The organism is Kribbella antibiotica, from assembly GCF_004349055.1.
Lineage (GTDB): Bacteria > Actinomycetota > Actinomycetes > Propionibacteriales > Kribbellaceae > Kribbella > Kribbella antibiotica.
The window spans coordinates 1-25,949 of record NZ_SMKX01000066.1 but is presented as its reverse complement, the minus strand read 5'-3'; the positions used below and the strand labels follow the sequence as shown (position 1 = coordinate 25,949).

27 protein-coding genes are annotated in these 25,949 nt (G+C 66.9%); 16 read left to right on the top strand and 11 right to left on the bottom strand.

The window, feature by feature from the left end; translation table 11 throughout:
* Window positions 1–31: 31 nt before the first annotated feature.
* Together E1263_RS22255 and E1263_RS22250 are read left to right on the top strand one after the other, a co-directional pair.
* Window positions 32–832, top strand: coding sequence for a helix-turn-helix transcriptional regulator (locus tag E1263_RS22255; protein WP_132170427.1), 801 nt, complete (start codon window positions 32–34; stop codon window positions 830–832).
* 10 nt (window positions 833–842) lie between these two features.
* Window positions 843–1,937, top strand: a complete 1,095-nt coding sequence (locus E1263_RS22250; RefSeq protein ID WP_132170425.1) for a glycosyltransferase family 4 protein — start codon at window positions 843–845, stop codon at window positions 1,935–1,937.
* Here the strand turns inward: E1263_RS22250 and E1263_RS22245 are convergent.
* Both E1263_RS22245 and E1263_RS22240 read right to left on the bottom strand, forming a co-directional pair.
* Window positions 1,934–2,368, bottom strand: coding sequence for an RICIN domain-containing protein (locus E1263_RS22245; RefSeq protein WP_132170423.1), 435 nt, complete (start codon window positions 2,366–2,368; stop codon window positions 1,934–1,936). The two genes, E1263_RS22250 and E1263_RS22245, sit on opposite strands and share 4 nt — an antisense overlap.
* Before the next feature lie 98 nt (window positions 2,369–2,466).
* The gene (locus E1263_RS22240; RefSeq protein ID WP_132170421.1) at window positions 2,467–2,874 is read right to left on the bottom strand and encodes an HIT family protein; all 408 of its coding nucleotides are present in this window, start codon (window positions 2,872–2,874) and stop codon (window positions 2,467–2,469) included.
* Window positions 2,875–2,925: 51 nt separating this feature from the next.
* Here E1263_RS22240 and E1263_RS22235 point away from each other — a divergent pair, with 51 nt between their 5' ends.
* From E1263_RS22235 to E1263_RS22220, 4 genes are read left to right on the top strand one after another with little or no spacing between them, the layout of a single operon-like run.
* Window positions 2,926–3,360 carry a hypothetical protein gene (locus tag E1263_RS22235; RefSeq protein WP_132170419.1) on the top strand — a complete coding sequence of 145 codons (435 nt, stop codon included), beginning with the start codon at window positions 2,926–2,928 and terminating at the stop codon, window positions 3,358–3,360.
* Entirely contained in the window at window positions 3,357–3,803 is a 447-nt protein-coding gene (locus E1263_RS22230; protein ID WP_132170417.1) for a hypothetical protein, read from the top strand. Before E1263_RS22235 ends, E1263_RS22230 begins: the two co-directional genes overlap by 4 nt.
* Complete coding sequence (locus tag E1263_RS22225) at window positions 3,800–4,675, top strand: tetratricopeptide repeat protein (RefSeq protein WP_132170415.1); 876 nt, start codon at window positions 3,800–3,802, stop codon at window positions 4,673–4,675. Before E1263_RS22230 ends, E1263_RS22225 begins: the two co-directional genes overlap by 4 nt.
* Complete coding sequence (locus E1263_RS22220) at window positions 4,672–5,931, top strand: tetratricopeptide repeat protein (RefSeq protein ID WP_132170413.1); 1,260 nt, start codon at window positions 4,672–4,674, stop codon at window positions 5,929–5,931. Before E1263_RS22225 ends, E1263_RS22220 begins: the two co-directional genes overlap by 4 nt.
* A 701-nt stretch (window positions 5,932–6,632) precedes the next feature.
* Here E1263_RS22220 and E1263_RS22215 read toward each other — a convergent pair.
* Window positions 6,633–8,699 (bottom strand): elongation factor G-like protein EF-G2, encoded by a 2,067-nt coding sequence (locus E1263_RS22215; protein ID WP_132170411.1) that lies wholly within the window; start codon window positions 8,697–8,699, stop codon window positions 6,633–6,635.
* 104 nt (window positions 8,700–8,803) lie between these two features.
* Between E1263_RS22215 and E1263_RS22210 the strand changes: the two genes are divergently transcribed.
* Together E1263_RS22210 and E1263_RS22205 are read left to right on the top strand one after the other, a co-directional pair.
* On the top strand, window positions 8,804–10,702 hold the full coding sequence (locus tag E1263_RS22210; RefSeq protein ID WP_132170409.1) for a DUF2207 domain-containing protein: 1,899 nt from the start codon (window positions 8,804–8,806) through the stop codon (window positions 10,700–10,702).
* Between the two features lie 6 nt (window positions 10,703–10,708).
* Window positions 10,709–12,550 carry a DUF2207 domain-containing protein gene (locus E1263_RS22205; RefSeq protein WP_132170407.1) on the top strand — a complete coding sequence of 614 codons (1,842 nt, stop codon included), beginning with the start codon at window positions 10,709–10,711 and terminating at the stop codon, window positions 12,548–12,550.
* 10 nt (window positions 12,551–12,560) lie between these two features.
* Here the strand turns inward: E1263_RS22205 and E1263_RS22200 are convergent, their stop codons facing one another.
* Window positions 12,561–14,105, bottom strand: a complete 1,545-nt coding sequence (locus tag E1263_RS22200) for a glycoside hydrolase family 88 protein (protein ID WP_132170405.1) — start codon at window positions 14,103–14,105, stop codon at window positions 12,561–12,563.
* A gap of 152 nt (window positions 14,106–14,257) precedes the next feature.
* Here E1263_RS22200 and E1263_RS22195 point away from each other — a divergent pair, with 152 nt between their 5' ends.
* On the top strand, window positions 14,258–14,746 hold the full coding sequence (locus E1263_RS22195; protein ID WP_132170403.1) for a GNAT family N-acetyltransferase: 489 nt from the start codon (window positions 14,258–14,260) through the stop codon (window positions 14,744–14,746).
* A 29-nt stretch (window positions 14,747–14,775) separates the two neighbouring features.
* Here E1263_RS22195 and E1263_RS22190 read toward each other — a convergent pair whose 3' ends face one another.
* Window positions 14,776–16,023, bottom strand: coding sequence for a hypothetical protein (locus E1263_RS22190; RefSeq protein ID WP_132170401.1), 1,248 nt, complete (start codon window positions 16,021–16,023; stop codon window positions 14,776–14,778).
* Window positions 16,024–16,259: 236 nt separating this feature from the next.
* Here E1263_RS22190 and E1263_RS22185 point away from each other — a divergent pair, with 236 nt between their 5' ends.
* Complete coding sequence (locus tag E1263_RS22185; RefSeq protein ID WP_132170399.1) at window positions 16,260–16,796, top strand: hypothetical protein; 537 nt, start codon at window positions 16,260–16,262, stop codon at window positions 16,794–16,796.
* 55 nt (window positions 16,797–16,851) lie between these two features.
* Complete coding sequence (locus E1263_RS22180) at window positions 16,852–17,487, top strand: mobile mystery protein B (RefSeq protein ID WP_238161413.1); 636 nt, start codon at window positions 16,852–16,854, stop codon at window positions 17,485–17,487.
* A 78-nt stretch (window positions 17,488–17,565) separates the two neighbouring features.
* Here the strand turns inward: E1263_RS22180 and glnII are convergent, their stop codons facing one another.
* Window positions 17,566–18,585 (bottom strand): glutamine synthetase, encoded by a 1,020-nt coding sequence (gene glnII / locus E1263_RS22175; RefSeq protein ID WP_132170395.1) that lies wholly within the window; start codon window positions 18,583–18,585, stop codon window positions 17,566–17,568.
* 110 nt (window positions 18,586–18,695) lie between these two features.
* Window positions 18,696–21,020 (bottom strand): polysaccharide lyase 8 family protein, encoded by a 2,325-nt coding sequence (locus E1263_RS22170; RefSeq protein WP_132170393.1) that lies wholly within the window; start codon window positions 21,018–21,020, stop codon window positions 18,696–18,698.
* 107 nt (window positions 21,021–21,127) lie between these two features.
* Between E1263_RS22170 and E1263_RS22165 the strand changes: the two genes are divergently transcribed.
* The 4 genes from E1263_RS22165 (at window position 21,128) to E1263_RS22150 (ending at window position 23,371) form a co-directional block, all read left to right on the top strand.
* Window positions 21,128–22,153 (top strand): GntR family transcriptional regulator, encoded by a 1,026-nt coding sequence (locus tag E1263_RS22165; RefSeq protein ID WP_165956712.1) that lies wholly within the window; start codon window positions 21,128–21,130, stop codon window positions 22,151–22,153.
* A 26-nt stretch (window positions 22,154–22,179) separates the two neighbouring features.
* Complete coding sequence (locus E1263_RS22160) at window positions 22,180–22,665, top strand: TspO/MBR family protein (protein WP_132170389.1); 486 nt, start codon at window positions 22,180–22,182, stop codon at window positions 22,663–22,665.
* Between the two features lie 80 nt (window positions 22,666–22,745).
* Entirely contained in the window at window positions 22,746–22,958 is a 213-nt protein-coding gene (locus tag E1263_RS22155) for a hypothetical protein (RefSeq protein WP_132170387.1), read from the top strand.
* 53 nt (window positions 22,959–23,011) lie between these two features.
* A complete protein-coding gene (locus E1263_RS22150; protein WP_132170385.1) occupies window positions 23,012–23,371 on the top strand; it encodes a VOC family protein in 360 nt (119 codons plus the stop codon).
* Here the strand turns inward: E1263_RS22150 and E1263_RS22145 are convergent.
* The 4 genes from E1263_RS22145 to E1263_RS22135 all read right to left on the bottom strand — a co-directional run bounded on the left by E1263_RS22145 (window position 23,364) and on the right by E1263_RS22135 (window position 25,698).
* Window positions 23,364–24,269 carry a cyclase family protein gene (locus tag E1263_RS22145; protein WP_132170383.1) on the bottom strand — a complete coding sequence of 302 codons (906 nt, stop codon included), beginning with the start codon at window positions 24,267–24,269 and terminating at the stop codon, window positions 23,364–23,366. The two genes, E1263_RS22150 and E1263_RS22145, sit on opposite strands and share 8 nt — an antisense overlap.
* A gap of 19 nt (window positions 24,270–24,288) precedes the next feature.
* Window positions 24,289–24,822: an MOSC domain-containing protein gene (locus E1263_RS22140; protein WP_202868994.1), complete on the bottom strand. Its 534-nt coding sequence runs from the start codon at window positions 24,820–24,822 to the stop codon at window positions 24,289–24,291.
* Between the two features lie 29 nt (window positions 24,823–24,851).
* Window positions 24,852–24,983, bottom strand: coding sequence for an MOSC N-terminal beta barrel domain-containing protein (locus E1263_RS43310; protein WP_202868993.1), 132 nt, complete (start codon window positions 24,981–24,983; stop codon window positions 24,852–24,854).
* Between the two features lie 88 nt (window positions 24,984–25,071).
* Window positions 25,072–25,698 (bottom strand): alpha/beta hydrolase, encoded by a 627-nt coding sequence (locus E1263_RS22135; protein ID WP_132170381.1) that lies wholly within the window; start codon window positions 25,696–25,698, stop codon window positions 25,072–25,074.
* A 37-nt stretch (window positions 25,699–25,735) separates the two neighbouring features.
* On the opposite strand from E1263_RS22135, the gene E1263_RS22130 reads away from it, so the two are divergent.
* On the top strand, window positions 25,736–25,949 hold a 214-nt coding region (locus E1263_RS22130; protein WP_272949682.1), incomplete at its 3' end, for an SDR family NAD(P)-dependent oxidoreductase.

Genomic DNA, 25,949 nt, shown 5'->3' with positions numbered 1-25,949 from the left:
CGCTGGGCCGGGTTCCGGCGATACTGAGGACATGGATGATCTCGCGGGGTTCCTGCGGACCAGGCGGTCCCGGGTCGTTCCGGCCGCGGTCGGGATCGTGACCGACAGTCGCCGCCGGGTCGAGGGGCTGCGCCGCGAGGAGGTCGCCCACCTGTCCGGCGTCAGCGTCGACTACTACATCCGCCTGGAGCAGGGCCGCGCCACGCAGCCCTCCGAGCAGGTGCTCGACGCCTTGGCCCGGGTCCTCGGCCTGGATGAGACCGAGCGTGAGCACCTCGACCGGCTGAGCCGCCAGCCGCGCCGGAAGGCGAAGGCTCCCGGCCGCGAGGTCCGGCCCGAGCTGCTCCGCCTGCTCGACCTGGTCGCCGGCGCCCCCGCACTGATCATGGACCACCGGCTGGAGGTGCTCGCCGGGAACCGGCTGGCCCAACTGCTCTTCGGCCGGCCGATGCCGGGCCTGAACATCGCCCGGCACATTTTCCTTGAGGAGGACGAGCGCGGCCTGTATGCCGAATGGGACGAGTGCACGCTGGACGTGGTCGGTCACCTGCGGTTGTCGGCGGGCCAGTATCCGGACGACCGGCGGTTGGCCGAGCTGATCGGTGAGCTGGCGATCAGCAGTGAGCGCTTCCGCCGGCTGTGGGCCCGCGCCGAGGTGCGCGCTCGTACGCACGGCCGGAAGGCTTATCGGCATCCGCTGGTCGGGCTGCTGGAATTGCACCAGGAGAACCTGGCGCTGCCGGGCGATCCGGGCGTCGAACTGGTCGTGCTGTCCGCGCTTCCGGACAGTCCGGCAGAGGACGGGCTGCGGCTTCTGACCGGCCTCGGGTGACAATCATTCCGTGAGGATCGGCGTGGTGTGCCCGTACTCGCTGGGCATGCCCGGCGGTGTGCAGAACCATGTCCGCGACCTGGCCGAGGCGCTGCTCGACCTCGGCCACGACGTCTCCGTCCTCGCCCCCGCCGACGACCACGAAGCGCCCCCGTACGTCGTTTCCTCCGGACGAGCCATCGGGGTTCCGTACAACGGGTCGATCGCCCGCGTCACTTTCGGGCCGCGGACCGCGGCGCGCGTGAAGAGTTGGCTGGCCGACGGCAACTTCGACGTCGTGCACGTCCATGAGCCGACTACACCGAGTGCGTCGATCATCGCGCTCTGGTCGGGAGGCGGCCCGTTCGTGGCGACCTTCCACACGTGGCAGGTCCGATCCCGGGCGATGAGCGCAGCCTCCAGCCTGCTGCGCCCGGCGCTGGAGAAGATCGACGCGCGGATCGCAGTCTCGGAGAACGCGCGCTCGATGATGGTCCAGCACGTCGGCGGCGAGGCCGTCGTGATCCCGAACGGCCTCTACACGTCACGGTTCAAAGGCAGCCCGCGCCGCGAGTGGCAGGGCGACGGCACGATCAGCTTCCTCGGCCGACTCGACGAGCCGCGCAAGGGTCTCGGCGTCCTGCTGAAGGCCGTGCCGGCGCTCGTCACGGCGCGACCCGGGCTGAAGGTGCTGGTCGCCGGTGCCGGGCAGGCCGATGAGGCGCGGCGGTCGTTGCCGTTCTGGTGCCGCGACAACGTGCTGTTCCTCGGCCTAGTCGACGACGAGGCCCGAGCCGACATGCTCGCCGGCTCAGACGTGTACGTCGCTCCCCACCTGGGCGGCGAGAGTTTCGGCATCGTCCTGCTCGAGGCCATGGCGGCCGGTGCGCCCGTTCTCGCCAGCGACCTGCCCGCCTTCCGCCAGGTCCTGGAAGGCGGCCGGCTCGGCGATCTCATCGAGCCGGGTGACGTCGGCATGCTCACCAACCGCGTGCTGCACCTCCTGGCCGCACCGGCTGACCGCGAACGGCTGCGGTCCGCCGGACTGACCGCCGTACAGGCTTATGACTGGTCGGTGCTGGTGCCTGAGCTGGTGGCGGTCTACGAGTTGGTGGCCCGGCTTTAGGCGCGGCCCCACAGCTGGTAGCGGTTGCCGCTGTTGCAGGGGAGCGTGTAGGCGGCACCGTTGTGGTTGCTGTCCAGACACAGTCCGGTGGCTACGTTGCGGATGAGGCCGGAGCGTTCAAGGACCCACTGCTGGTACGCACCGCCGTTGCAGCCGAGTACATAGGCGCGGCCGGCACTGTTGCTGTCGAGGCATTGGTTGGTGCCGTTGCTCCGGAGGCCGCGGCTGTCGCTGGTCGGGTACCAGGTCTGGTTGGCGCCGTGGTTGCAGGGGAGCGTGTAGAGCGATGTCCCGTTGTTGTCCAGGCAGCGGCCGGTCTGGATGTTCGGGAACGAGTAGTCGAACTGCACACTGGCGTTGGCCGCCGTCGGGGCGACGGTGAGCGCGAGGCCGGCGGTGAGCACTCCGAGCAGGGCACGAGCGAACGGCATGGGTTCTCCTCCGTGAGGTCAGCGCAGTCACGCTAGGGAGACGGCGCGTGCTCCGGCAATGTCATCGTTGAGATCCCGTGGTCAAACCACAGGCTGCCTCAGGCGAGCTGGGCGCCGACCGCCTTGATCGCGTCCATGTCACCCGCGTGCGGCTGCCACGGGAGGACCAGCGGGTCGTTCGGGTAGCGGGGGATGACGTGCAGGTGGGTGTGGAAGACGGTCTGCCAGGCGTCGGGGCCGATGCAGCTCAGCAGGTTGGCGCCGGTGGCACCCTCCAGCCGGTCAACCACGCGGGTGATCAGGGACTGCGCCAGCAGCGTGACGGCGGTGAGGTCTTCGGGGGCGGTCTCGCGCAGGTCGGTGGAGTGCACCCGCGGAATCACCAGCAGGTGACCGGGCGTCGCCGGCGCAATGTCCATGAAGGCAATCGCCCGCTCGTTCTCGCCGACCTGCGTCGACGGAATGTTCCCGGCCACGATCCCGCAGAAGAGACAGTTCTCGCTCATCGGGCCAGGCTATACACTGCGGTCGCCGAAGCTGTCACCCCGAGGAGCCCGATGCCGGACGATGTCGTACGCCCGAGCGCGGCGACCGAGGTGGCGCCTTGGACGCTGCTGCGGTTTGCCTATCTTGCTGTCCTGGGTGGGGTGCTGCCGGTGACCTGGCTTGCGTTCGTGAGCAGCGGGCGGCTGGGGGTTGGCGACGCGAAGCGTGGGCTGATCGTGGTCGTCGGGCTGGTCGGCGTCGTGGCCGAGTTCTTCGCCGTCGGGTTGTTGATGCCGGATGGCGGTGAGTGGTGGAAGGCCCTGCTGCCGATGCGGGTCGTTGCCGTGCTCTGTTACTCCCTGCAGCACCGGATACAGCGGCAGAGCGATCGGTTGTTCCAGCTGAGTGGGCGGGAGTACGGCGTGCAGGTCGGAGCCGGGAACCTGGCCATGGTGGCCATCGGCGTGTTCACGGAGTTGTGCATCGCGGTGGTGGCGAGCTCATGAGTGACGATCTACTGCGGCCGACGATCGGGGATCGCGTCGACCCCACGGTGCGGCCCTGGCGGCTGAACTCGCAGGCGTACGTCGCCTTCTTCGGCGGCGTGATGGCCGCGACGATGATCGCCTGGCTGAACAGCGGCCGGCTCGGGCTCGACCGCGGTAAGCGCTGGCTGATCGTGGGGACCGGTGTCGTCGGGCTCGCTGCGGTGGTGGCGATGTTCGCGCTGCTGAACGCCGACGGGGAGCGCACGCAGAATCTGCGCATCCTCGTGCGGGTTGTCGCGGTGGTGTGCATCCTGCTGCAGATGCGCTGGCAGCGGCCGATGGACCGCGCGTTCCAGTTGCGCGGGGCCGAATACCACTCGATGTGGGTGCTGGGCCCGATCCTCGTACTCGTCTTCGGAATCCTCGAAGCCGTCCTTCTCGCTGTGGTGGTGTTGCTGTGAACGAGCCGACCGAATCCCGGCTGCGGATGGCTGGGCACTGGCTCCAGATCGGCCACCCCGAGCGGACGCTGGACGAGCTTCAGGGACTGTGGGGCGACGCGGCCGTCGACTACCGCGCCTACCTGTTCCGCGGCGCCGCGCTCCACCAACTCGATCGGAACGCGGAAGCGATCGACGTACTGAAGGATGGCCTGGCGGTGCACGGGCCGTTCCTGCCGCTGCTGCAGGTGCTTGGGTCGGCGTTGCGGGCCGAGGGACGGTTACCCGAGGCCGAGGGTGTGTTTCTGCAAGGCTTGAGCCTGGATCCGAACGATCCGGATCTGCTGATCGGGTATGCCCGGGTCTGCCTGACGGCCGGCCAGGCTGAGAAGGCGAGTGCGCTTGTCGAGCGGGCCGCGTCGCACGCGCCGGAGAGCGCTCAGGTCTCGGCCGCTCGGGCCGAAGTTTCCTTTGCGCTCGGCAAGGACCGCGACATGCAGCGGCACAGCAGCGAGGCTCTCTCGCACGATCCCGAGGACCCGCATGCGCGGGCACTGCACGGTACGGCGTCGATGCTGACCGGTGACTCGCGGTCGGGCTACAACTCGTTCGCCTCAGCCGCAGCCTCCCAGCCCGGCGACCAGGACCTGCGCTCGGCCGCCCGCGAAGCGAAGTTGATGAACCACCCGCTGATGCTGCCGCTGCGCCCGTTCCAGCGCCTCAACCCGCTGATCGTCTGGATCGGCGCGGTCGCGATCATCTACGGTCTCCGCGCTGCCGGCCTCGCTCCGCTGTCGTTCGGCTTCGCGATCATTTGGTTCGCGTTCTGCGTCTATTCCTGGGTCGTCCCGCCCTTGGTCCGCCGCTGGCTCAACCGGAAGTGGGGAGCATGAGCAACGAGCGCATCGACGCCCTGCGCAAGGCCGTCGACACGAACCCGGACGACGTACTGCTGCGGCTGGTCCTCGCCGAGTCGCTGGTGACGGCCGAGCAGGTCGAGGAAGCGCTCGACCAGTACGTCGTACTGCTGGACAAGGACGGTTTGCCCGAGGACCAGTTCGTGCCAGTGGGGGAGTTGGCCGCGGCGAACGGGCGACTCGCGCTGCTACGGAGCCTGCTCGAGACGGCGCGGCAGAAGGGCGTGGTCGAGGGGACCGGCCGGTTGCAGCAGCTCGTCGACACGATGATCTCCGAGCGCAGCGGTGTGAAGATCAAGGTCGGTCCGGAGGAGCAGACTCCGTTCGAGGCGGACACTCTGAAGGAGACCACGACCTTCGATCAGGTCGGCGGCATGGAGGAGATCAAGCGGGTCATCCACCGCATGGTCATCCTGCCGCTCAGCCGCCCCGAGCTGTACGAGAAGTACGGCCGCAAGTCTGGCGGCGGCGTGCTGCTGTACGGCCCGCCCGGTTGCGGGAAAACCCTGCTCGCGCGGGCGACCGCGGGGGAGTGCGGTCTGCCGTTCATCAACGTCCGCATCGAGGACGTGATGGACCCCTATATGGGTGTCTCGGAGCGGAATCTGCACGCTGTCTTCGAGCGCGCTCGCGCGAATTCGCCCTGCGTGCTGTTCCTCGACGAGCTGGACGCGCTGGCCTTCGCTCGGCACAAGCACGGTGGTTCTGAGGCGCGCCGGCTGGTCGATGTACTGCTGCAGGAGCTGGATGCGATCGGCTCCGACAATGACGGACTATTGGTGCTGGCAGCAACTAACGCGCCCTGGGATGTTGACGAGGCCATGCTTCGGCCTGGGCGCTTCGATCGCGTCATCTTCGTGCCACCACCGGACGAGCCGGCTCGCGCTGACATCCTGTCGGTGCTGGTCAAGGACGTTCCCGCGACTGGGCTTGACCTGAAGGCGCTCGCTGGGCAGACGCCGATGTTCAGCGGGGCGGATCTTCGGGCTCTGATTGAACGCGGGGTTGACCGGGTTATTGACGAGGCGCTGGCTAATGGCGGCGAACCGCCTTTGGGCATGCACCACCTGGCTGATGTCCTCGGTGCGGTGAAGCCGTCGACGTTGGACTGGCTGCATCGGGCTCGGTCGTATATCGAGTTCGCGAATCAGAGTGAGCGGTACGACGATGTTGCGGCGTACCTGAAGTCGCGGGATGTTCGGCGTCGGTTGAATCGCGACAGCAAGAGCTGAATTTCTGGTACGGCGGTGCATGGTTGGTCGCCGCTCCGGACAAGCCGGGCACGTTGTCTTTGGCTGGTCGCCGCGGCGGCCGCGTTAGAGAAAGAGCTTGGCTGGGCTCGGCGCGGGGCTGAGGTACTGGCGAGGTCGGCGATCGCGTGACCGCCGATTGAGGTGCTCGCTATGGTTGCGGCCGATAGCGAGGGAGCCTGGAAAGTGACGCTCTTCGGTGGTGAAAAGCGCTGGCAAGGAAGCTGAGGGTGACGCCGCGCCCAACTGGCCCTTGCTGCGTCGTTGCATGTGACTTTTTCGGCGCATAGACCCGAAAAATTCACGTGCTATGCGAGGCGTGATCCGGGCGCCCGTTAATTGGTGGATTTTCGTCACCGAGTCCCCACAAATCACCAATTAGCGCCAGCTTACCCGCGTTCCGGTCCGCCGAGGCGTTCAGTGGAAACTTTTTCGCAGATAGCGTCGAGGAATTACCACTGAACGCGAATTGCCCCGACTAGCGCAGATCTTGGGCCTCAGCCATAGCGGGCACCTCAAGCAACCGGCACGCGATCGCCGACCTCGCCAGTACCTCAACCACCCGCCGGGCTCAGCCAAGCTCTTTATGTAACGCGGCCGCCGCGGCGACCAGCCACAGGCGACGTGTCCGGCTTGTCCGGAGCGCCGAGCAACCACCCCGCCGTACCGGACAGGCCGCACCCCTAGCTGTGCTTCGAAGCGGCAGATTCCGGCATCGCCTCATACCGAGCGAACTCCCGCGTAAACGAAGCCGAGCCATGTGAGATCGAGCGGAGGTCGATCGTGTAGCGCGCCATCTCGACCTGCGGCACCTCGGCTTTCACGACAGTACGGTCGTCGCCGACTTTGTCGGTTCCGAGCAACCGGCCGCGGCGACCGGACAGGTCGCTCATCACCGTGCCGACCAGTTCGTCCGGCACTAGGACCGACACCAGGTCGACGGGCTCGAGCAGGCTGACCTTTGTCGCGGCGGCGGCCTCGCGCAGGGCGAGTCCGCCGGCCATTTGGAAGGCCATGTCCGACGAGTCGACACTGTGCGCTTTACCGTCCAGCAGGGTGACCCGGATCCCCACCATCGGGAATCCGGCCGCGCACCCCTTCTCCATCTGCGCGCGCACACCCTTCTCGACGCTCGGAATGAATTGCCTCGGTACGGCGCCTCCCACGACCTTGTCGACGAATTCGAACTCCGATCCGCCGGGGAGCGGTTCCACCTCGATGTGGCAGACGGCGTACTGACCGTGCCCGCCGGATTGCTTCACATGCCGGCCATGGCCTTTCGCTTTACCGCCGAATGTCTCCCGCAGTGGCACGCGCAATTCCACGGTGTCGACGGTGACGCCGTACCGGTTGGCGAGGGCATCCAGTACGACGTCGGAGTGCGCCTCGCCCATGCACCACAGCACGATTTGATGGGTCTCGGGGTTCTGCTCGATGCGTAGTGTCGGGTCCTCGGCAGCGAGCCGTTGCAGGGCGGCGCCGAGTTTGTCCTCGTCGGTTTTGGCGTGGGCCTGGATGGCGATCGGCAGCAGCGGTTCGGGCATCGTCCACGGTTTGAGGAGCAGCGGGTCGCCCTTGTCGGAGAGCGTGTCGCCGGTCTCGGCGCGGGTCAGGCGCCCGATCGCGCACAGGTCGCCCGCGATCACCGCGCCGGCGGGGCGCTGTTGCTTTCCCTGTGGAAACGACAGCGTGCCGATCCGCTCGTCCTCATCGTGGTCGTGATGGGAGTTGCGCTCGCCGAAGAAGGACGTGAAATGGCCCGACACGTGCACTGTCGTGTCGGGCCTGATGGTGCCGGAGAAAACTCGCACCAGGCTGACCCTGCCGACGTACGGGTCTGAGGTCGTCTTCACCACCTCGGCGAGCAGCGGGCCGGTCGGATCACAGGCGAGCGCCTTCCGCGGTACGCCGTGGGGCGTAAACACGTCGGGGAGTCGGTGCTCGGGTGGTGACGGGAACGCGCTGGTCGCGACCTCGAGCAGTTCGTGGGTGCCGACCCCGGAGCCGCTGCAGACCGGGATCACGGGGAAGAACGAGCCCCGCGCGACGGCCCGTTCCAGGTCCTCGATCAACACCTTCTTGTCGATTTCCTCACCATCGAGATAGCGCTCCATCAACGACTCGTCCTCGGACTCCTCGATGATCCCCTCGATCAGCGAACCACGGACCTCCTCGTACGACGCCTCTGTCGCCGAAAGCAATCCGACCAGACCGCCCTCGGTCGGCAGGTAGAGCGGCAGCACCTTGTCGCCGAACGACGCCTGGGCCGCAGCGAGCGCGTTGCCGAAGTTGGCGCGGGCGTGGTCGAGTTTGGTGATCACGACAGCGCGCGGCATCCCGACCTGATCGCACTCCTGCCAGACTGCCTTGGTCGGCTCGTCGACGCCTTCGTTGGCTGCGATCACGAATAGCGCGCAGTCGGCCGCTCGGAGCCCGGCCCGCAGTTCGCCGACGAAATCGGCGTACCCGGGGGTGTCGATCAGGTTCACCTTGACGCCGTCGTACGGGAGTGAGGCCAGAGCGAGCCCGACCGATCGCTGCTGCCGGACCTCGGCGTCGTCGTAGTCGCAGACCGTCGTTCCGTCCAGGACGGTGCCCGGTCTGGTCAGCACGCCGGAGGCCACCAGCAGGGCCTCGACGAGAGTGGTCTTCCCGGACCCGGAAGGTCCGACGAGCACCACGTTGCGAAGGGCGGCCGGGCTGTCCACAGCGGGCGCGGCGCCAAGTGCGGCATGAGTCTTGTCTGCCATGACGGTTCCTCCTGGGCCAACCACCATTCCCCTAACGGTCTCTTTGCACAAGACCATCGGGCGCCTCCCACGTCCGGACCCCGGTGATCGCTAGTGTCGCGAGCATGCGTAAGGCACTCGGGGTCCTCATCAGCCTGTTCGTCACCACGCTGGCGTTAGCCGGCTTCGCCCTGCCCGCCTCGGCGGCCGCGGGGGACGAGGTGCGCGCCTTCACCATCGACTACACAGTCGGTACCGACGGCGTACTGAAGGTGAAGGAGACGATCGCCTACCACTTCGGTAGCACCGGCCGGCACGGGATCTTCCGCACCTTGGTGACCCGCGAGCCGTATGTGGACGCCAAGGGGAACGACACGGGGAAGGACCAGAAGTACGAGGTCTCGAACATCAAGGTCGCCAGCCCGACCAATGCGCCGGACGCGTTCGAGACCGAGACGAAGAAGACGAACGGCGACCGTCAGCAGAGCATCCTGATCAAGATCGGGGACGAGGACAAGACGGTCTCCGGCCGGGAGGCGACGTACGTGATCACGTACGACGTCCGCGGTGCGCTGCGGCATTTCGACGACCACAGCGAGCTGTACTGGGACGCGACCGGTGCCGGCTGGGAAGCGCTGATCAAGACGGTCACCGTCAACGTGTCCGTGCCGGAGAACGTCCAGGACACGGACTGTTTCGCAGGTCCGCGCGGCTCCACCGCTGAGTGCCCGCAGAAGTCGATCGTGGCCGGCAAAGGCGTCTACCAGGCCACCGACCTGTCGCAGGGCGAGCAGTTGACAGTCGTCGCTCGGATCAAGGCCGGCGTGGCTCAGAACGACACACCGATCGTCGTCGACCCACCGACCTGGCTGCAGCGCAACGGCCTGAACATTCCGGCGATCATCGGGTCCGGCATCGTCAGCCTGTTCGCGCTGGTCGTGGCCGCGGTCTACGCGAAGAACGGCAACAAGGACCAGCGGTTCGCCGGGATGCCCCCGGGCACCTTCCCGCCGAACGGCCTCGATGCTGCGTCTGAGAAGAACACGCTGAACGACGACCAGATCCCGGTCGCCTTCGGCCCGCCGAACATCCCGGTGGCCGAGGCCGGTCTGCTGATCGACGCCAAGGCGAACACGACCGAGGTCGCCGCGACGCTGATCGACATGGCGGTCCGCGGTGGCGTTCGCATCGAGAACGACGGCACCGAGCGACGCGCCGTACTGGTCGATCCGAATGTGGCCACCGCGCCGCATGAGCAGGCGCTGATGCTGGGGATGTTCCCGGGCCTGGTGCCCGGTACGTCGCTCAAGCTCGAGCGACGAGCCGTCGGTGACTCGTCGATGGCGGCGACGGCCACCGCGATGCTGAACGCGCTGCGCGACCAGATCGCGGCACGCCAGTGGTACTCCCGGCTGCCGTCCAACATCGGCAGCCGCGGCACTTCGGTCTTCAAGTCCGGCTGGGGCTGCGGCTGCGTCGCGCTGATCGGCCTGTGGATCTTCGGCGGCGGAATCATCGGCACGGTGACCGCCGCCAACACCGGCGGCTTCGGCCGCGCCGTGATCGTCGCCGTACCGGTCGCGGCAGTGATCTTCGCAGTTCTGGCCTGGATCCGCATCCGCACTCGCGGCCAGCGCACCCCGGCCGGGCGCGCGGTCACCGACCAGGTGATCGGCTTCCGGAAGTACCTGGCCACGGCCGAGGCGGACCAGCTTCGCTTCGAAGAGGGCGAAGACATCTTCAGCAAGTACCTGCCGTGGGCGATCGCGTTCAACCTCGCCGACCGTTGGCAGAAGGTGTGCCAGCGACTCGTCGAGTCAGGCCGCCTGACACCCGATCCCTACTGGTACGTCGGTCCGTCGTACTACAGCTCGGGGTGGACAGCAGGCGCGGTGAGCTCGACCGTCGCGCAGACGTTCTCGCCGCCGCCCCAGCCGTCGGGTGGTGGCGGCGGTAGCTCGTCCGGCTTCAGCGGTGGCTCATCAGGTGGCGGTGGCGGTGGAGGCGGCGGCGGTTCCTGGTAGTCGGCCATGCGCAGAGCACTAGCGCTGCTGGCGTGCACGCTGCTGTCAGTGGTCTGGTTCGCCGCGCCGGCTGCGGCGGTACCGGGTGACCGCGTCACCCGGCTTGCGATCGACTACACCGTCACGCCGGACGGTGTGCTGCGGGTGCAGGAGACGATCGACTACCACTTCGCTGAGACCGGTCGGCACGGGATCTACCGCGACCTGGTGATCCGTGAGCCCAATGGCTCCGACAAAGATCAGCGGTACGACGTCTCCAACCTGAAGGTGTCGGACACGTTCACCACGGCCACGACGAAATCCAACGGTGACCGCAACGAGGTGCTGCGGATCAAGATCGGCAGCGCGGACAAGACGCTGCGCACGCAGGACACGTCGTACCGGATCAGTTATGAGGTCCGCGGCGCGCTGCGGCACTTCGCCGACCACAGCGAGCTCTATTGGGACGCCACTGGCTCGCGGTGGGACGCGCTGCTGAGCCAGGTCAACGTCACCGCGACCGTTCCACGCGGCGTGCAACGCGTGCGCTGCCTGGCCGGGCCGACCGGATCGACCCAGCCGTGTACTTCGGCCCGCGTCACTGGCGGCAAGGGCCTGTACGCCGAGTCCGGCGTCGGACGCGGTGAGCAGGTCACGATCGTTGCGGCGATCGCGGCCGGTGCGGTTGTCAACGACGGCCCGATCGTGGTCGACAAGCCCGGATTCCTCGACCGCAACGGGCTGAGCCTGCCCGCGGTGATCGTGTCGGCGCTGACCACGGCCGCCGCCCTCGTCATCCGCAAGCTGTACGTCGTCCGCGATCTCCGGTACGACGGTCTGCCGCCGGGCACCCAGTCGCCGTCGGCGCGGACCGTCAAGGACACCCTGACCGAGGATCAGCTCCCAGTCGCCTTCTCGCCACCGCGCATCCCGGTCGCCGAAGCCGGTCTGCTGCTCGACGCGAAGACCGGCACGACCGAGATCGCGGCGACGCTGATCGATCTCGCCGTTCGCGGCGTGCTCCGGATCGACAACAGCGGCAAGAAACGCAAGGCCGTCCTGCGCCACCCGGAACTTGCGACGGCTCCACACGAGCGGCGCTTGCTGAAGGGCCTGTTTCCCGGGCTCAAGCCAGGTAAGGAGGCGCTGCTCGAGCAGCGGAGGGCCGGCGACAGTTCACTCGCGATGGCCGCGAACCGGACCGTCACTGCGATCTACAAACAGGTCTCCGATCGCGGTTGGTACGTGCGGATGCCGAAACCCTCCAATCTCGGCTCGTCGTCCGTAGGTGTCTGGTTGTTCGTCGGCGTGTTCGGGCTGATCGGTTCGATCATCGGGATCGTTGCGCTCGTGAAGCACGGTTTTCCGAGCTGGACCGGGCCCGTGGCAGCTGTCGGTCTGCCAGTGATCGCCATGCTTTCGTTGTGGATCACCCTGGCCCGCAAGCGCGCCAAGGGACAGCGGAGCGCCGCGGGCCGCGCGGTGACTGACCAGGTGATCGGCTTCCGGAAGTACCTGACGACAGCCGAGGCGGATCAGCTGAAGTTCGAGGAGGGCGAGGACATCTTCAGCAAATACTTGCCCTGGGCCATCATCTTCGGCATTGCCGACCGCTGGCAGCAGGTCTGCCGCCAGCTCGTCGCCGCCGGCCAACTGACACCCGACCCAGGCTGGTACGTCGGTCCGTCGTACTACGACTCGGGCTGGTCGGCCAACCTCGTCACCAATACCGTGGCGAGCACCTTCAGTGATCCGCCCAGCCCGTCGACTAGCAGCAGCAGCGGAGACGGCGGCGGCTCGTCGTCGGGCTTCTCCAGCGACAGCTCCTCAGGTGGAGGCGGCGGCGGAGGTGGCGGCGGCTCCTGGTAACGCGCCGGCCTCAGCTTCGGAGTTGTTCGTTCATGATGAGGAACGCGCCGAGGCCGTGGAAGTCGTTCGTCGCGCGGACGCGGTCGATGTAGTACTGGTAGTTGCCGACGTTGGTGCCGACGCTGATGTCGTTGAGGTTGGTTCGCCCGTCGTTGCCGAGCGAGATCGTTGCCAGGACACCTTGGTAGCCGCGGTCGGCGGTTGCCTTGTACGACGTGTCGACGTACCCGCGTTGGACGGCTCGGGAGATGGCAAAGGTGTACATCGACGAGCAGGAGGTTTCGGTCCAGTTGTCGGTACGGTTGCCCTTGTCAACGACCTGGAACCAGCGGCCGGTCTTGGGGTCTTGGTGTTGCGCGTAGCCCGCTACGAGTTTGCGCAGTACGGCGATGAGGTCGGCTCGGCCGGGCTGGTTGGTGGGGACCACTTCGAGGACGTCGATGACCGCCATTCCGTACCAACCTTCGGCGCGGCACCAGACCTCCGGCGACAGGCCGGTGTTCGGATCCGCCCAGGTTTGCGCGCGAGCCTCGTCGTACGCGTGGCGTAGCAAGCCGCTGGGCTGCTGCAGGTGCTTGGCGTAGGTGAGTAGTTGGGCGACGGTTTCTTTGCTCGTGTACGTCGAGTCGCCGAACTCGCGGCCGTATTCGGCGAGGAAGGGGTCGACCATGAAGACGCCGTCACCCCAGAGTTGGTGCTGGCGGTAGGTCGCGGCGTGCCAGAAGCCTCCGTCGGAGGTGCGCGGGTAGGCGTCGAGCCTGGTGCGGATCTTGCCGGCGGCAACCTTGTAGCGGTTGTCGTTGGTCTCGTGGTGAAGCAGGACGAGGAGGCGGCCGGAGAGCATGCTGTCCAGGTCGTTGAAGCTGTTGTTGATGTTGCCGGATGAGTCGACGAACCTGTCCACCCAGGACTTGATGTAGGCAAGGTACTTGGGGTCGTGGGTGCGTTGGTAGACCAGGTACTGGCCGTAGAGGTAGAGGCCGGTCGGATAGGACCACCCGCCGATCGTGGTCGGGGTGTAGCGAACCATGGTGGAGTCGACCATCGCTTTCGACCAGTCCGTGGTCGCTGTGGTGACGTCTAGGTAGTCCAGGTTCGCGGTGCCGTCGGCGGTGGTCGCTGTGACGCGGATGGTGTTCGAACCGGCGTTGAGATTCGCGGTGGTCACGCGGGTTTTCCAGACCGCCCAGCCGCCGGTGGACGCGTAGGGGACGCTCTTGGCGACCACAGTGCCGTTGACGGTGATGTCTACGGCACGGATGGCGCTGGTGCCGTTCGCGTGGCCGAAAGTGAGGGTTGCGGGGCTGGCCTGGGCGCGGCTGACCTGCCACTGCACGTAGCTGCCGACTGTGTTGCTCGTGTTGACGAAGCCGCTCCCAGAGAAGCCGGTGTGGTTGCTCTCCACCAAGCTTCCGGCCGAGTACGTCGCCGACTCCGCCTCGTACCGGGTCGTTGGACCGGCGTCGGGGGTCTCAGCATCGACGGTCGACGGGGTGCTGAGGAGGGAGAGGGACAGGAGCGCCGCGAGGGCGCGGCGCAGTGTTTGTGCAGGCATCTTGAGCTCCAAAACCGGGGGCGGTCAGAGTTGGATCCAACGCCTCGACTCTGACCGCCGCCGGCAGCTGCGGTCAAGATGCTAATGCGTATTAGTCAAGCGATCTGGGGGAATCTGCGAGAAGCCAAGGCCGACGGGTTTAGTCTGAGGAGATGCCCGATGAGCGCAATCTTCGCGTCGACGTCGCGACCGTCGGCGATCTCGACGACTTGGTCCGCCTCGAGACCAACCTCTTCAATGAGGACGCGGGTTCCCACGACGCCCTCGTCGACATCAGTTGGCCCGACCGCCACGCGCGACAAGACTTCGCCCGATTGATGGCGAACGAATCCGCCCTCGTGCTCGTCGCCAGGTACGACGAGCGAGTCGTCGGACACCTGGTCGGCTACCTGACAGGTCCGTCGCCGACGCGTTTCGACCGCCGTACTGCGGAGATCCGCAGTCTCTACGTCGATGCCTCTGCTCGTTCCGCCGGCGTAGGCCAGGAACTGGTCCGGCACTTCACGAGCTGGGCCCGCTCCCACGCCGCTGCGGCCATCGCGGTCACCGCCTACGCAGCCAACCACTCCGCCCGCACGTTCTACGACAAACTCGGCTTCACCGAGCAAAGCGTCGTACTGCGTGCTGCTATTGATCAGTAGGGCCCGCGACCGACATCACCGGAGTGAGGTCAGGCTTGCTCGTCGGGTTTCTCGTCCTTGCGTTGACGGAGGGCTCGTTCGGTGAGCCGCCCTAGCTTGCCGGTTGCCGATTTGGCGAGGCCGAAGGTTTCGTTGCCTAGGCGGAGGGCTGCGTCGACGCCGTCTGCTCCGGCCTCGCGTGCCTTGTCGGTGACCTCGGTGGCAGCGTCTGTCCAGCGTTTCGCCTGCAGCGACTGGCGATCGTGCTCGATGCCGAGCCGGCCCTGGAAGTCGACGACGGCCGTCGCGACCTTGTTGCTTGAATGCACTACGTCTCGGGAGGCGGTGGGGTGGAGGAGGACTTTGGTGTTGGCGAGGCCGGCGGCCGTGTCCATGCGGGTCATCAGGCGCTCGGTGCTGCTGGTGATGAGTTCCAGCCGCTTGTGACGGGCAGCTCGCAGCCCTAGTCGATGGCGGTCGAGCTCGTCGGGTGATGCGTCCAGGACTCGGTCTAGTTCCAGTACGGCGATCGCGTCTTGGAGCCGGAAACAGTTGGCGAGGACCGCGAGCCATTCCTGGACCTTGGACTCGGCGTCCTTGATGGTCTTGGCGAGCTCACCGACCTTCGCTTCGTTCTCGAGTTTCTCTGCCAGCGCATCGAGTTGCCGCAGGGCGTACACCTGAGTCCGGGCGAGCGCCATCGTCGTGGATTGGACCTTCGACCAGGTGACCTCGGAGACCCGGCCGACCTGCTCCCGGATGGTCATGGCCTCCTCGACGACGAAGTCCACGCTCACCATGTCGGCGAAGACAGCGTCCTTCTGGGCGCGGATCACGTCGTCGACCTTCTTGTCGATGACTGCCAGGTAATCGGTGATGTCGTCCATAGCCTGCTGCATCGCCAGTTGCGCCATGATGCCGGCAGCGCCTGCCAGGAGCGCCGGATTGGCCAGGTGCGCAGCAGGAGCTTTCGCGAATTGGACGAATCCTTTGATCTGGCCGTGGTTGCCCTTGAGCACTCCGGTGCTGAGACCAGTCTTGGAGCTTTCTCGGAGTCCGTGCTTCTGGATGAGCTGTGCCGTCTCCTTGGACAGCTTCACCCAGCGCCCGGAGTTGGCTGCGATCTCGGAACCGGCCTGAGCGACTGTTGCCCCGCCGCTGAGAAGAGAGCTGAGCCGCGGCAGTCCCAGGTCCTTCGACGGGAGGCCCTCGGAGACGAGGAAGCGTTCGACGGCCGCCGGATCGCCGATGACCGCCAGCCCATCGCCGTCACTGATCAGCTGAATGTCGTGGTCCATTGTCAGACAACCTTGAAGTTGAGAGTTTCGGCGGGCTCGACCCGCTTGGTGCCAGACATCGGTGGTCCCCCCACGTGATGCGCCAACGGCTCACGCCGTCCCTTTGAAGAGCCAAGAATGGGGTACGGCGCAAGCCGGCGTCCATAGCAGAGAGTGATCTTCCGCTGGAGGCAAAGTTCGAGTGGGTGACCGAGTAGGCCTGTTATCATTCAGATTGAATGAGAAAGGTGCTGCTGATGCCTGTCCGTAAGTCTGTCCTGAGCGAGCAAGCCCTGCTGGAGGCTGCGCGGGTGCGGGCTCGGCGCGAGCTTGCTGATTTGGATCTGCGTCGGTTTGCGGTGGAGCAGGTGAAGACTGGCCGCAGTCAGGATGCTATTGCTGACGCGCTGGGGACCTCGCAGGCGCAGATTTCACGGTGGGTGGCGGAGGTGGTGGCTCATCCGCGGTCGCTGGCGGTGACGGTTGACGAGTTGGTGAACCGCACGCTGGTTGGTGAGATCTCAGCGCCGGATCTGGTGACTCGGTTGGACGAGGTCAAGGTGGCCTATGTGAACCCGGACAAGCGGCCGCACTCGCCTTGGGCGAAGCTGCGTGATGCGCATCGGAGGGGTGTGCTGAGCGATGCGGATACGCGGCTGATCGCTCGGCGGACGGCTGAGCGCATGGTTCACCGTGTGAATCGGCACATGGACCTTGAAGCGCAACCCGTCAGTGATGGGGCTACTGAGCGCTCCGTGGATGAGGCGACCGAACGGCTGCTCCGGACTCTGTGACACGCGCAGCAACCTGGAGCGAGACGATGACGATGAAGGTGTACTGCCGGTGAGCATGTTCGATCCGCTGAATCAGCCCTACGGAGCGACGCCGGTCGACGAGGACGATCGGCAGTACCTGCTGGATGTTCACCGCGACATCGCGACGATGGCTGAACTCAATGACGCGGAGAGCAGCAACATCGCTGATGCCCGGTTCTGGATTCGGGACGAGGCATTCGAGGTGGCCGAGCTGCTGTCGCTCGGCGTGCAGTGCGACGTTCACCGACGGATGTTCGACCGGGTGTGGGACTGGGCAGGGCGTATTCGCACCCGGGAGCTGAGCATCGGTGTTGAGCCGTACCGGATTCGCGAGGACTGGCCTGGTGCATTGGGCGATGCGAGCTACTGGGTGGAGCACCGGACCTACAGCCCGGCTGAGGTGGTTCTGCGGCTGCATCACCGGACGGTTCAGATCCACCCGTTCCAGAATGGCAATGGCCGGCACGCTCGCATGCTCGCAGAGGAGCTTGCGCTCGGTCTGGGGCTGGAAGAGGACTGTTTCTCCTGGGGAGGACATCTGGGCGTGCCGCTTGAGCAGCAGCGCGCGGCCTACCTCGATTCGCTACGCCGGCTCGACAAGAACCCGGGTGACGTCGAGCCGCTGCTGCAGTTCGCTCTGGATCCGCAGGCCGACGACAGTTGGCCGTGAACTGACCGCGTCGTCGTGTCCTGAGCAGGAACGAGCAAGGCGGCCCACTCGAGAGTGGGCCGCCTTACGTCGTACAGGTCAGACCTGGCCGGCCTTTTCGAGGGCGGCGCAGCAGGTGCCTACCATGAGGCGGGCGACGTTGTAGGGGTCGATGTTGGCGTTGGGGCGACGGTCTTCGATGTAGCCCTTCTTGTCGACCGCTACCTGCCAGGGGATGCGGACCGAGGCGCCGCGGTCGGAGACGCCGTACGAGTAGACGTCGTGGGGGGCGGTCTCGTGGTTGCCGGTGAGGCGCTCTTCGATGCCGTGGCCGTAGCCGGCTACGTGCTCTTCGACCTTGCCGGGGGCGCCGAGGGACTCGCAGGCGGTGATGATGGCGTCGTAGCCTTCGCGCATGGCGCGGGTGGAGAAGTTGGTGTGGGCGCCGGCGCCGTTCCAGTCACCCTTGGCGGGCTTGGCGTCGAGCGTGGCGGCTACGTCGAACTCTTCGGCGATGCGGTAGAGGAGCCAGCGCGCGACCCACAGGTGGTCAGCGACCTCGAGGGGGCCGGCCGGGCCGATCTGGAACTCCCACTGGCCGGGCATGACCTCGGCGTTGATGCCGGAGATCGCCAGGCCGGCGTCGATACAGGCGTCGAGGTGCTTCTCGACGATCTCGCGGCCGAAGACCTCGTCGGCGCCGACGCCGCAGTAGTACGGGCCCTGCGGGGCGGGGAAGCCGACGGCCGGGAAGCCGAGCGGGCGACCCTCCTGGAAGAAGGTGTACTCCTGCTCGATACCGAACCAGGACTCCTGGTCGGCGAACTGCTCGGCGACGGGGGTCAGCGTGGCGCGGTGGTTGGTCGGGTGCGGGGTGCCGTCGACCAGGTAGACCTCGCAGAGGACCAGCTTGTGGTCGCCGCCGCGGATCGGGTCGGGGCAGGTGAAGACGGGCTTGAGGACGCAGTCCGAGTTGTCACCGGGTGCCTGGTTGGTGCTCGAGCCGTCGAAACCCCACTCCGGGAGCTCAGCGCCGTCCGCGAGGATTCTCGTCTTCGAGCGCAGCTTCGCGCTCGGCTCGGTACCGTCGATCCAGATGTACTCGGCCTTGTACGTCAACCGTCCGTCCTCCCTCACAGCGGTGGCCCGGCAGATCCCGGGCCTTCCGCTGTCGACAGTCTCAACAACCCATTGCGCTCCTGTTACTCATTTGTGAACGGCGTGTGACGTCAGGCGCGGATGCGGAGGTTGTGGCTGGTTCCGGCGGTCCCGCCGGTGCTGACAGTGATGTCGAGGCCGGCATTGGTACGGCGAGTGGTCACAGTGTCGCTCGCGGTGAGCACGCGTGCGCCGGGCAGGAGCAGGCGGAGACGGATCGTGTCGGCCCGTTGAGTCGGGTCGGAGAGCGCTATCTCGTGATCACTCCCGCGGCGGCGGATGATCACGGAGAGCGGTGTCTCGGCGATCAGCGAGCCGACGCGGGTCGGCGCCCAGAAGTTGGCGAGGGTGAGACCTGACGCGGAGACGGCTTGGGCGTCGGAGCTGTTGGAGAGGATGCGGACACTGCAGGAACGCGCGATCTGCTGGGTGCGGGCGAGGCTCGCACCGGGTGCGAGCAGATAGCTGTACGACGCATCCACCGGATCGACGCCGTGATCCAGCCACAGGGTGAGATACCGGCGAGTGACCGGCGTGGTGGTCCCGCCGGTGTTGATGTCCCGCCAGGAACCGGTGCGCTCCTCACGCTTGGCCCGTACGGCGGTCGCATGCGGGAACACGTATCCGCCGACCCCTTCGAGATGCGCCCAACGCGCCCGGGGGAGCGCGGCCGTGTCGCCCAAGGCGGGAACAACGGCGGCGCCATCGACGACCAACCCGGAAACACCGTCAGCATGCAGATTGCGGTTCTCGACGACGGTCTCCACGGCATGGCCGCTCGTACCGGTGATACCCGCGCCCAGCGCTACGACGTACTCGTCGAGGCAGAACCAGGACTTGCGCGCCCGCATCGGCGACGACGGCGCTTCGAGGTCCTGCCCGATCGCGGCGTACCCGCCGAGCGTGCTGCCACCGACCCAAGTCGCGCTCAAAGGCCGGGCGGCGCCCCATTCGCCGCCGGCCTTGGCAGGCAGCGGCAGGGTGTCGACGGTGATGCCGGGGAGCCGATAGCGGTCGACGGTCGGCCAGAATGCGTCGGCGTACTGGCCGTTGTCGCCGTCGTACAGATAGGTCATTCCGGAGCCGGTGTGGAAGCCGCAGTTGTTCTCGCCGTTGCCGGCTTCGTAATGCGCGATCCGGGTGCTGGCCATCGAGATCGCGTACGCCCAGCCGCGGCGGCGATGGACAGCGCGGTCCATGCTCGCGAAGAGCGTGTGTCCCGGCGGTTCGGCGGCCGGAGAAACCCCAGAGAGCGATTTCACGAGCGCCACCCGGGGGATCGTTGCCCCGGACAACATGTTGCCGAAGGTAGCGCGCGCGAGCCAGCCGGCGACCGCGGATCGCCAGTGCGCGGCCAGCGCCGGATCGACCCCGTTCGCGAGCCGCAGGATCGCCTCGGCCGCGGTGTAGCCGTCGTCGTGGTCGGTAGCGTTCCAGCGGGAGACAGCCCGACCGCGGACGAAGTCCATCATCCGCAGGTCGTGCACAACCGGCAGGTAGGTCGCGGCCACCGAGTCGAACAGGATCTGGCGCTTCGGATCGGTCACCTCCCAGGGCGATCCGGCGAGCAGCGCCAGGAGCTTGCCGATCCCGTTGAGCAGCACGTGGCCGTACGTCCCCGTGTAGGCGACCCACGTGTGCTGCACGAACGACCCGTCCCGGTAGAACCCGTCGCCAGCCGTCACGTATTGCCACGTGTCGCTCAAACCGTCCCGCGCGTGCACCAACTTGGCTTCGTCGTCGGTCACCAGCGCCCGGACGATGATGGCCTGGCACAGGTCGACCCGGTTCGCCCCGGTCGACAATGCCTTGCGGGCGGGCGGGAACATCCAGTACGGGTCCGGCACGAAGTGGTCGATCGCAGCGCAGTACCGCGCACGTGCCTCGGCCGGGATTTCGTCGTACAGCAAGACCATTGTGGAGGCGAGCGGCCGCGTTGCGCCGATCTCCCACGACCACCAGTTGCCGAATTCGGCGACGCCGGCGCGATAGATCAGTGTGTTCAGAGACTCCAGAGCAGCCAGTACGTCGGCCAGTAGCGCAGCCGACCGGTAGTTCGCCGAACCGGGCGTCGCCCAGGCGGTCGCGAGCTGCTCGAGCCGCACGTAGGAGTTGGCGACCGAGGCGTCCGCACTCAACGGCTGGTCGGTGAAGGCCGCCTTCCGGCCGGCGGACCGGTCGAGCTTGGTCAGCGACGAAACGACCGCAGCGTCGAGTCGCGTCAGCGCGGCTTGATACGCAGGGTCGGCCGGCTCGATGACGTCGCTGCCGGTGAGCGCAGCCGCCCAGCGTGCGCGAAGGGCGGCGAAGTCGGTGGGAGCGGCGGCTGCGGGGCTTGCGACGGTGGCGGCAGCAGCGGTGGCGGTGGTCAGGGCAAGGAAGGTCCGGCGCCTCACAGCGTCTCCTCGGGGTCGGCGGGAGGGACTGTCGAATGAGTTTGAGTTGAATACCGGCCACGGTCAAGAGATTCATAGCAATGACTTTGTGTTCTACGCTCTACGACGTGAGCACTGCAGAGGGGGCCGCGCACGGCCAGAAGGCGCGCCATCTGGCCGACGAACTACGCCGCGGCGTCGCCGAACTGCGGTGGCGCGGGAAGCTCCCGACCGAGCAGCAGTTGGCCGACGAGCAAGGCGTCAGCCTCAGCACGGTCCGGCGAGCTGTCGATCTGCTCGTACAAGACGGGTTGGTCTACCGCCGGCAGGGATCCGGCATGTACATCGCGGATCAGGCCACCGGGCCGCTCGTCGGCGTCGCCGTACCGTCGATGACGTACTACTACCCCCGCATCATCGTCGGGATCGAACGCGAATTGGCCGCGCACGGCGGCCAGATGATGCTGCGCAGCACCGAGTGGGACCCGGTCGAGGAGCGCCGTGCGATCGAGAGCCTGATCGGTGCCGGCGTCGCCGGGCTGATTCTCGCGCCGGACCAGCCCGCGCTCGCCGAGATCGACCTGCCGGTCGTGCTGCTGGAACGTGGTCTCGAGGACCCGGCGACGACGTACGAGTTCGTCGGTACGAACCACGCGGCCGGCGCGCGGTCCGCCGTACGGCATCTGCAGGCGCTCGGTCATACGCGGATCGCGTATCTGGAGCGGACCGGTCAGCACACTGCGCCTCAGGTGCGTGCGGGTCTGGCGGACGACGTCGTACTGACTCGTTCGGCGGAGCGGTGGACGCGGGCGGATGCGGACGGCTTCCTCGACGACCTTCTCGCGGAGGGCGTGACCGGGGTGATCTGTTTCCCTGACCGCGAGGCCAGTCTCTTGCTGACCGCTGCGCTCGCCCGTGGCGTCGCCGTACCGGGGGAGTTGTCGGTGGTGAGCTACGACGACGAGGTGGCGGATCTGTCCGACATACCGCTGACGGCGGTGTCGCCAGCGAAGTTCGAGGTCGGCCGGGTCGCGGTCAACGTGCTCCGCGCGCGGCTCGCCGATCCCGATTCGCCGCGGCAGCAGATCTCGCTGGTCCCGCGGCTGGTCGTGCGCGAGTCCACGGGACCCGCTCGGAATGGGCTTGGGTACTGAATCGCCAAGCGACCTGAGGGAGATTCATGAGTACGGCGACCGGCCGGCATCCCATTCGTCCGGCTGCTGCCCTGGCTGCGTTCGCAGTGGCCACGGCCGCCGCCGCGCTCATCGGCGTACTGGCCGTCACCGATACCAGCACGCAGTACGCAGGCCTGGACCAGCCGGCCTGGGCCCCGCCGAGCTGGCTCTTCGGTCCGGTGTGGACGGTGCTCTACGCGATGATCGCGATCAGTGGGTGGCTGGTCTGGCGGCGTACCGGCTGGTCGCGAGCGCTCGTGCCGTACGCCGTCCAACTGGTGCTGAACGCGATCTGGACCCCACTGTTCTTCGGCGCCGGCCAACGCGGTCCCGCGCTGATCGAGATCGTGCTGCTCTGGCTCGCGATCGGGTGGACGATCTGGACGTTCCGCCCAATTCGCCGTACGGCGGCCTGGCTCCTCGTGCCCTACTGGCTGTGGACCACCTTCGCCACCGCCCTCAACGCCGCCGTCTGGAGCCTGAACCGGTGACGGTGCTCACAGGGCGCCTCGCGTGACATCCGGCCCCTGGCCGACGTCTTCCTGCTAACCAACGCTAGGAGAAGAATCTTATGTGGGCCTTCCTGTCCCGACGTTTCTGGTTGTGGGTTGCTCTCAGCGTCGGTGCTCCGCTGGTGTCCTGGCTGATCGGCAAGGCCAGCGAGCGCCTTGAGTCCCGCAACGGCCCGACCCGGGTCAGCGACACCCTGAAGAAGGCCGGCGGAGTCGTCGGCCGTCAGGCCCGCGGCCCGCTCTCGCGTGGGCGATCCGCCGCTCGTCACTAAACCCCGCAGATTGCGGACGCAGATCGTCCGCAATGCTGGGTACCGTGCCGAGTATGGCGATCGCAAAGTACCCAAGTTTTGTCCTTGACTGCCCCGACCCGGGAGTCCTGGCCCGCTTCTACGGCGAGCTTCTCGGCTGGACCGTGAAAGCTGACGACACCTGGGGCGAGATCCGCCCCGAAGACGGCAGCAGCTGCATCTGCTTCCAAGGTGTCCAAGACTTCAAACCCCCAGCCTGGCCCGGTCAGGACGTCCCGCAGCAAATGCACCTGGACGTCATGGTCGAGGACCTGGACGCCGCCGAGCCCGAGGTCCTGAAACTCGGCGCCACCAAACCGGACCACCAACCCGGCACAACCTTCCGAGTCTTCCTCGACCCAGCCGGCCACCCCTTCTGCCTCTGCGTCAGCTAGTCCTGGCATAGGCGCGGACGGGGAAGGTGCCGAGGCCGGCGACGCGGGGTGCGGTTGCTGTGAAGGTGGCGCCTGTGGGCGGGACCTCGGCGAGGTTGGTGAGGTGTTCGACGATGGCGATGTCGGCGCCCAGCAGGAGGCTGTGGGCTGGGCGGGTGCCGTCGGTCATGTCGTCGATGTTGGCGGCGTCGATGCCGACCAGGACCGCGCCGTTCGCGATCAGCCACTCGGCTCCGTCGCGGGTGAGGAAGTGCGGATTCTCGACGTACTCAGGCGTACCGAAGCGTGCGTCGTCGCCGGTGTGCAACAGCACAGCCTTGCCCCGTACGTCGTAGGTCGCCAGCGCGGCCGTGTCGATCCCGAGTCGCCCGCTGTCCTCCAGCCTGACGACGACCGCGGGCAGATCGGCCGTGCGTTCGAGGCTGAAACCGGTGAGATCGTGTCCATCGGCGTACCGGTGGTACGGGCTGTCCATGTAGGTGCCGGTGTTGGTCACCATCGTGATCAGCCCGATCTCGAAGGTCGTTCCCGGCGCGTAGATCTCGCGCGACGCCTCGCGCGTCAACTGCTTGCCCAGCTCAGGTCCGGGCAGGCCAGGCAGCGTCAGCATGCCGTCGCGGATGACATGACTCAGCTCCACGTACGACGGCTTGCCATCCGACCGGCCTTCGGCACTCGGCCCACCGCGGGTGCCTTTGTGAGCGGCCTCGACGATCTCCAGGTTGTCGAGGCGCACCTCGCCGGCCATCAGCAGACCGAGCGAATCGAGGAAGAGTTCGCCGACCTCGGCCGACGTCACGTCGGCTGACGGTACGTCGACCAGGAAACCGTCGGCTTGCAGGCCGCCGCCGTTCGTGAAGGTGACAGTGGCATCGAAACGAGCGCGATAGCTGGGCATCGGCACATCATCACATCGGTCACGGAACCAGGTACGGCGCCCCAAGGATCCAACCGCCTCGCGGCGGCCGCGGCAGCTCCTCGTCGATGAGCTCCACGGGGTCACCGACGCGAATCGTTCCGCCCTGCGCAACCCAGCAGTTGAGCGCTACCTTGCCCTCGAACGAACGGTGAATCCGCCGCAGGACATCAAGATCCTGTACGCCGGTATCGGGGTCGATCGTCGTCACGATGCACCGTCCACGCAGCGACTCGATCCCGATCACCACGTCGCCGATCCGCAGGGCCTGACCGGGCCAATCCCGTTCCCGCAGATCCGGTACGCCGCCGATGACCAGGTTCGGGCGGAGCCGGCGACCGTCGTACCCGAGTGCTTTGATCCCGCCATCAGTTGCCACAAGCAACGGAAGGATGTCGAACCGTTCCTTACCGTGATGGACGGCCAAGCTGGCGCCCGGACCAGCCGCAGCCGTTACCGCAGCCGCTGCCGCAGCCGACGTCCACTCGTGCCCGTCGACCAGGATTGCTCCATCAGCGGCCGTGGTCGCCGACATCGTCAGCAGACCATGCCGAGTACGGCCCGTCAGTACGCGCTCGGCCGGCGAACGTGGATGACGCGGTCGCCCTGGATGCCGTCATCAGTGAGGACGGCCGCGTCGAGCGGCTCGCCCCGCATCGACTTGATCGGGTACCGCCACAACTCCGCAACCTGCATCGATCTGCCTTTCGCTCGTGTCAGAGAGCAAAGCGGCAGCCGCAGCGGGATTGTTCCGGTCTCCGGAAGATTGACCAGATCGGTCCGCCTAGCTGAACGCCCAAGCGGCCATCAGGGGCAGCTCCTCGCGCCAGAACGGATCGCCGTGGTCGCCCGCACGTTCGGTGATGACCACATCAGCCCCGGCGTCCTTCAGGGCATCGGCCCAGCGCACGGCGTTCTCCTGGAAGAACGGTTCCTTGGTGCCGGCGGTGAAGTAGGCCCGGGGGAGCACGGCCTGCATGTCACCCGGAGGCCGGTAGCCCGCACCTGGCGAGGCGCACAGGATAGCGCCGTACACATCCGGGTGGCGCAGCCCCAAAGCCAACGCCAACTCACCGCTTGCCGAGACCCCGAGGATCGCCGTTCGGCTGGCAGGCAGCGTGATGCCGAAGTGAGCGCGGATGTCGTCCACGAAGAACTTCTCGTGGGCCGCAAACCGTTCCGCGTCAAAGACCGGCGAGTACTCGTGCAGCCGATCCATCTCGTCATCCACCCGGTCAGCCGCGACAAGCATCGTTGGCGGCACCCCAGGCGACTCGTTCAGGAACGCACCCCACTGCGAGATCAGCTGGCCGTCCCCGGCATAGATGATCGCCTCCGCGGGCTCCGACGGGATAAACGCCGTCACCCGCCGCCCGCCGCCGTACGAGAAGGTCTCGGTGATCGTCTCCATCACCGCACGCTAATGGACTTCGGAGCAGAATGCGCGCATGAGCATCTTGGAGAAGTTCTCGTTGGCTGGGCGTACGGCGTTGGTGACGGGCGGGTATCGCGGGCTGGGAAAGGCGTTTGCGACTGGGCTGGCGGAGGCAGGGGCCGACGTGGTGATCGGGGCGCGGGATGTGGCCGCCTCGAAGGCAGCGGCCGCGGAGTTGGCTGCGGCGACCGGGCGGACCGTGGTGGGGGCTGTCTCTTATACACAAC

Coding starts and splice junctions, on each gene's coding strand:
- E1263_RS22135 (WP_132170381.1), bottom strand. CDS start 25,698: ATGGAGACGATCACCGAGACCTTCTCGTACGGCGGCGGGCGGCGGGTG.
- E1263_RS22240 (WP_132170421.1), bottom strand. CDS start 2,874: ATGAGCGAGAACTGTCTCTTCTGCGGGATCGTGGCCGGGAACATTCCG.
- E1263_RS22195 (WP_132170403.1), top strand. CDS start 14,258: ATGCCCGATGAGCGCAATCTTCGCGTCGACGTCGCGACCGTCGGCGAT.
- E1263_RS22140 (WP_202868994.1), bottom strand. CDS start 24,822: ATGTCGGCGACCACGGCCGCTGATGGAGCAATCCTGGTCGACGGGCAC.
- E1263_RS22235 (WP_132170419.1), top strand. CDS start 2,926: ATGCCGGACGATGTCGTACGCCCGAGCGCGGCGACCGAGGTGGCGCCT.
- E1263_RS22215 (WP_132170411.1), bottom strand. CDS start 8,699: ATGGCAGACAAGACTCATGCCGCACTTGGCGCCGCGCCCGCTGTGGAC.
- E1263_RS43310 (WP_202868993.1), bottom strand. CDS start 24,983: ATGCAGGTTGCGGAGTTGTGGCGGTACCCGATCAAGTCGATGCGGGGC.
- E1263_RS22255 (WP_132170427.1), top strand. CDS start 32: ATGGATGATCTCGCGGGGTTCCTGCGGACCAGGCGGTCCCGGGTCGTT.
- E1263_RS22205 (WP_132170407.1), top strand. CDS start 10,709: ATGCGCAGAGCACTAGCGCTGCTGGCGTGCACGCTGCTGTCAGTGGTC.
- E1263_RS22200 (WP_132170405.1), bottom strand. CDS start 14,105: ATGCCTGCACAAACACTGCGCCGCGCCCTCGCGGCGCTCCTGTCCCTC.
- E1263_RS22230 (WP_132170417.1), top strand. CDS start 3,357: ATGAGTGACGATCTACTGCGGCCGACGATCGGGGATCGCGTCGACCCC.
- E1263_RS22210 (WP_132170409.1), top strand. CDS start 8,804: ATGCGTAAGGCACTCGGGGTCCTCATCAGCCTGTTCGTCACCACGCTG.
- E1263_RS22160 (WP_132170389.1), top strand. CDS start 22,180: ATGAGTACGGCGACCGGCCGGCATCCCATTCGTCCGGCTGCTGCCCTG.
- E1263_RS22155 (WP_132170387.1), top strand. CDS start 22,746: ATGTGGGCCTTCCTGTCCCGACGTTTCTGGTTGTGGGTTGCTCTCAGC.
- E1263_RS22245 (WP_132170423.1), bottom strand. CDS start 2,368: ATGCCGTTCGCTCGTGCCCTGCTCGGAGTGCTCACCGCCGGCCTCGCG.
- E1263_RS22150 (WP_132170385.1), top strand. CDS start 23,012: ATGGCGATCGCAAAGTACCCAAGTTTTGTCCTTGACTGCCCCGACCCG.
- E1263_RS22190 (WP_132170401.1), bottom strand. CDS start 16,023: ATGGACCACGACATTCAGCTGATCAGTGACGGCGATGGGCTGGCGGTC.
- E1263_RS22145 (WP_132170383.1), bottom strand. CDS start 24,269: ATGCCCAGCTATCGCGCTCGTTTCGATGCCACTGTCACCTTCACGAAC.
- E1263_RS22185 (WP_132170399.1), top strand. CDS start 16,260: ATGCCTGTCCGTAAGTCTGTCCTGAGCGAGCAAGCCCTGCTGGAGGCT.
- E1263_RS22220 (WP_132170413.1), top strand. CDS start 4,672: ATGAGCAACGAGCGCATCGACGCCCTGCGCAAGGCCGTCGACACGAAC.
- E1263_RS22180 (WP_238161413.1), top strand. CDS start 16,852: ATGTTCGATCCGCTGAATCAGCCCTACGGAGCGACGCCGGTCGACGAG.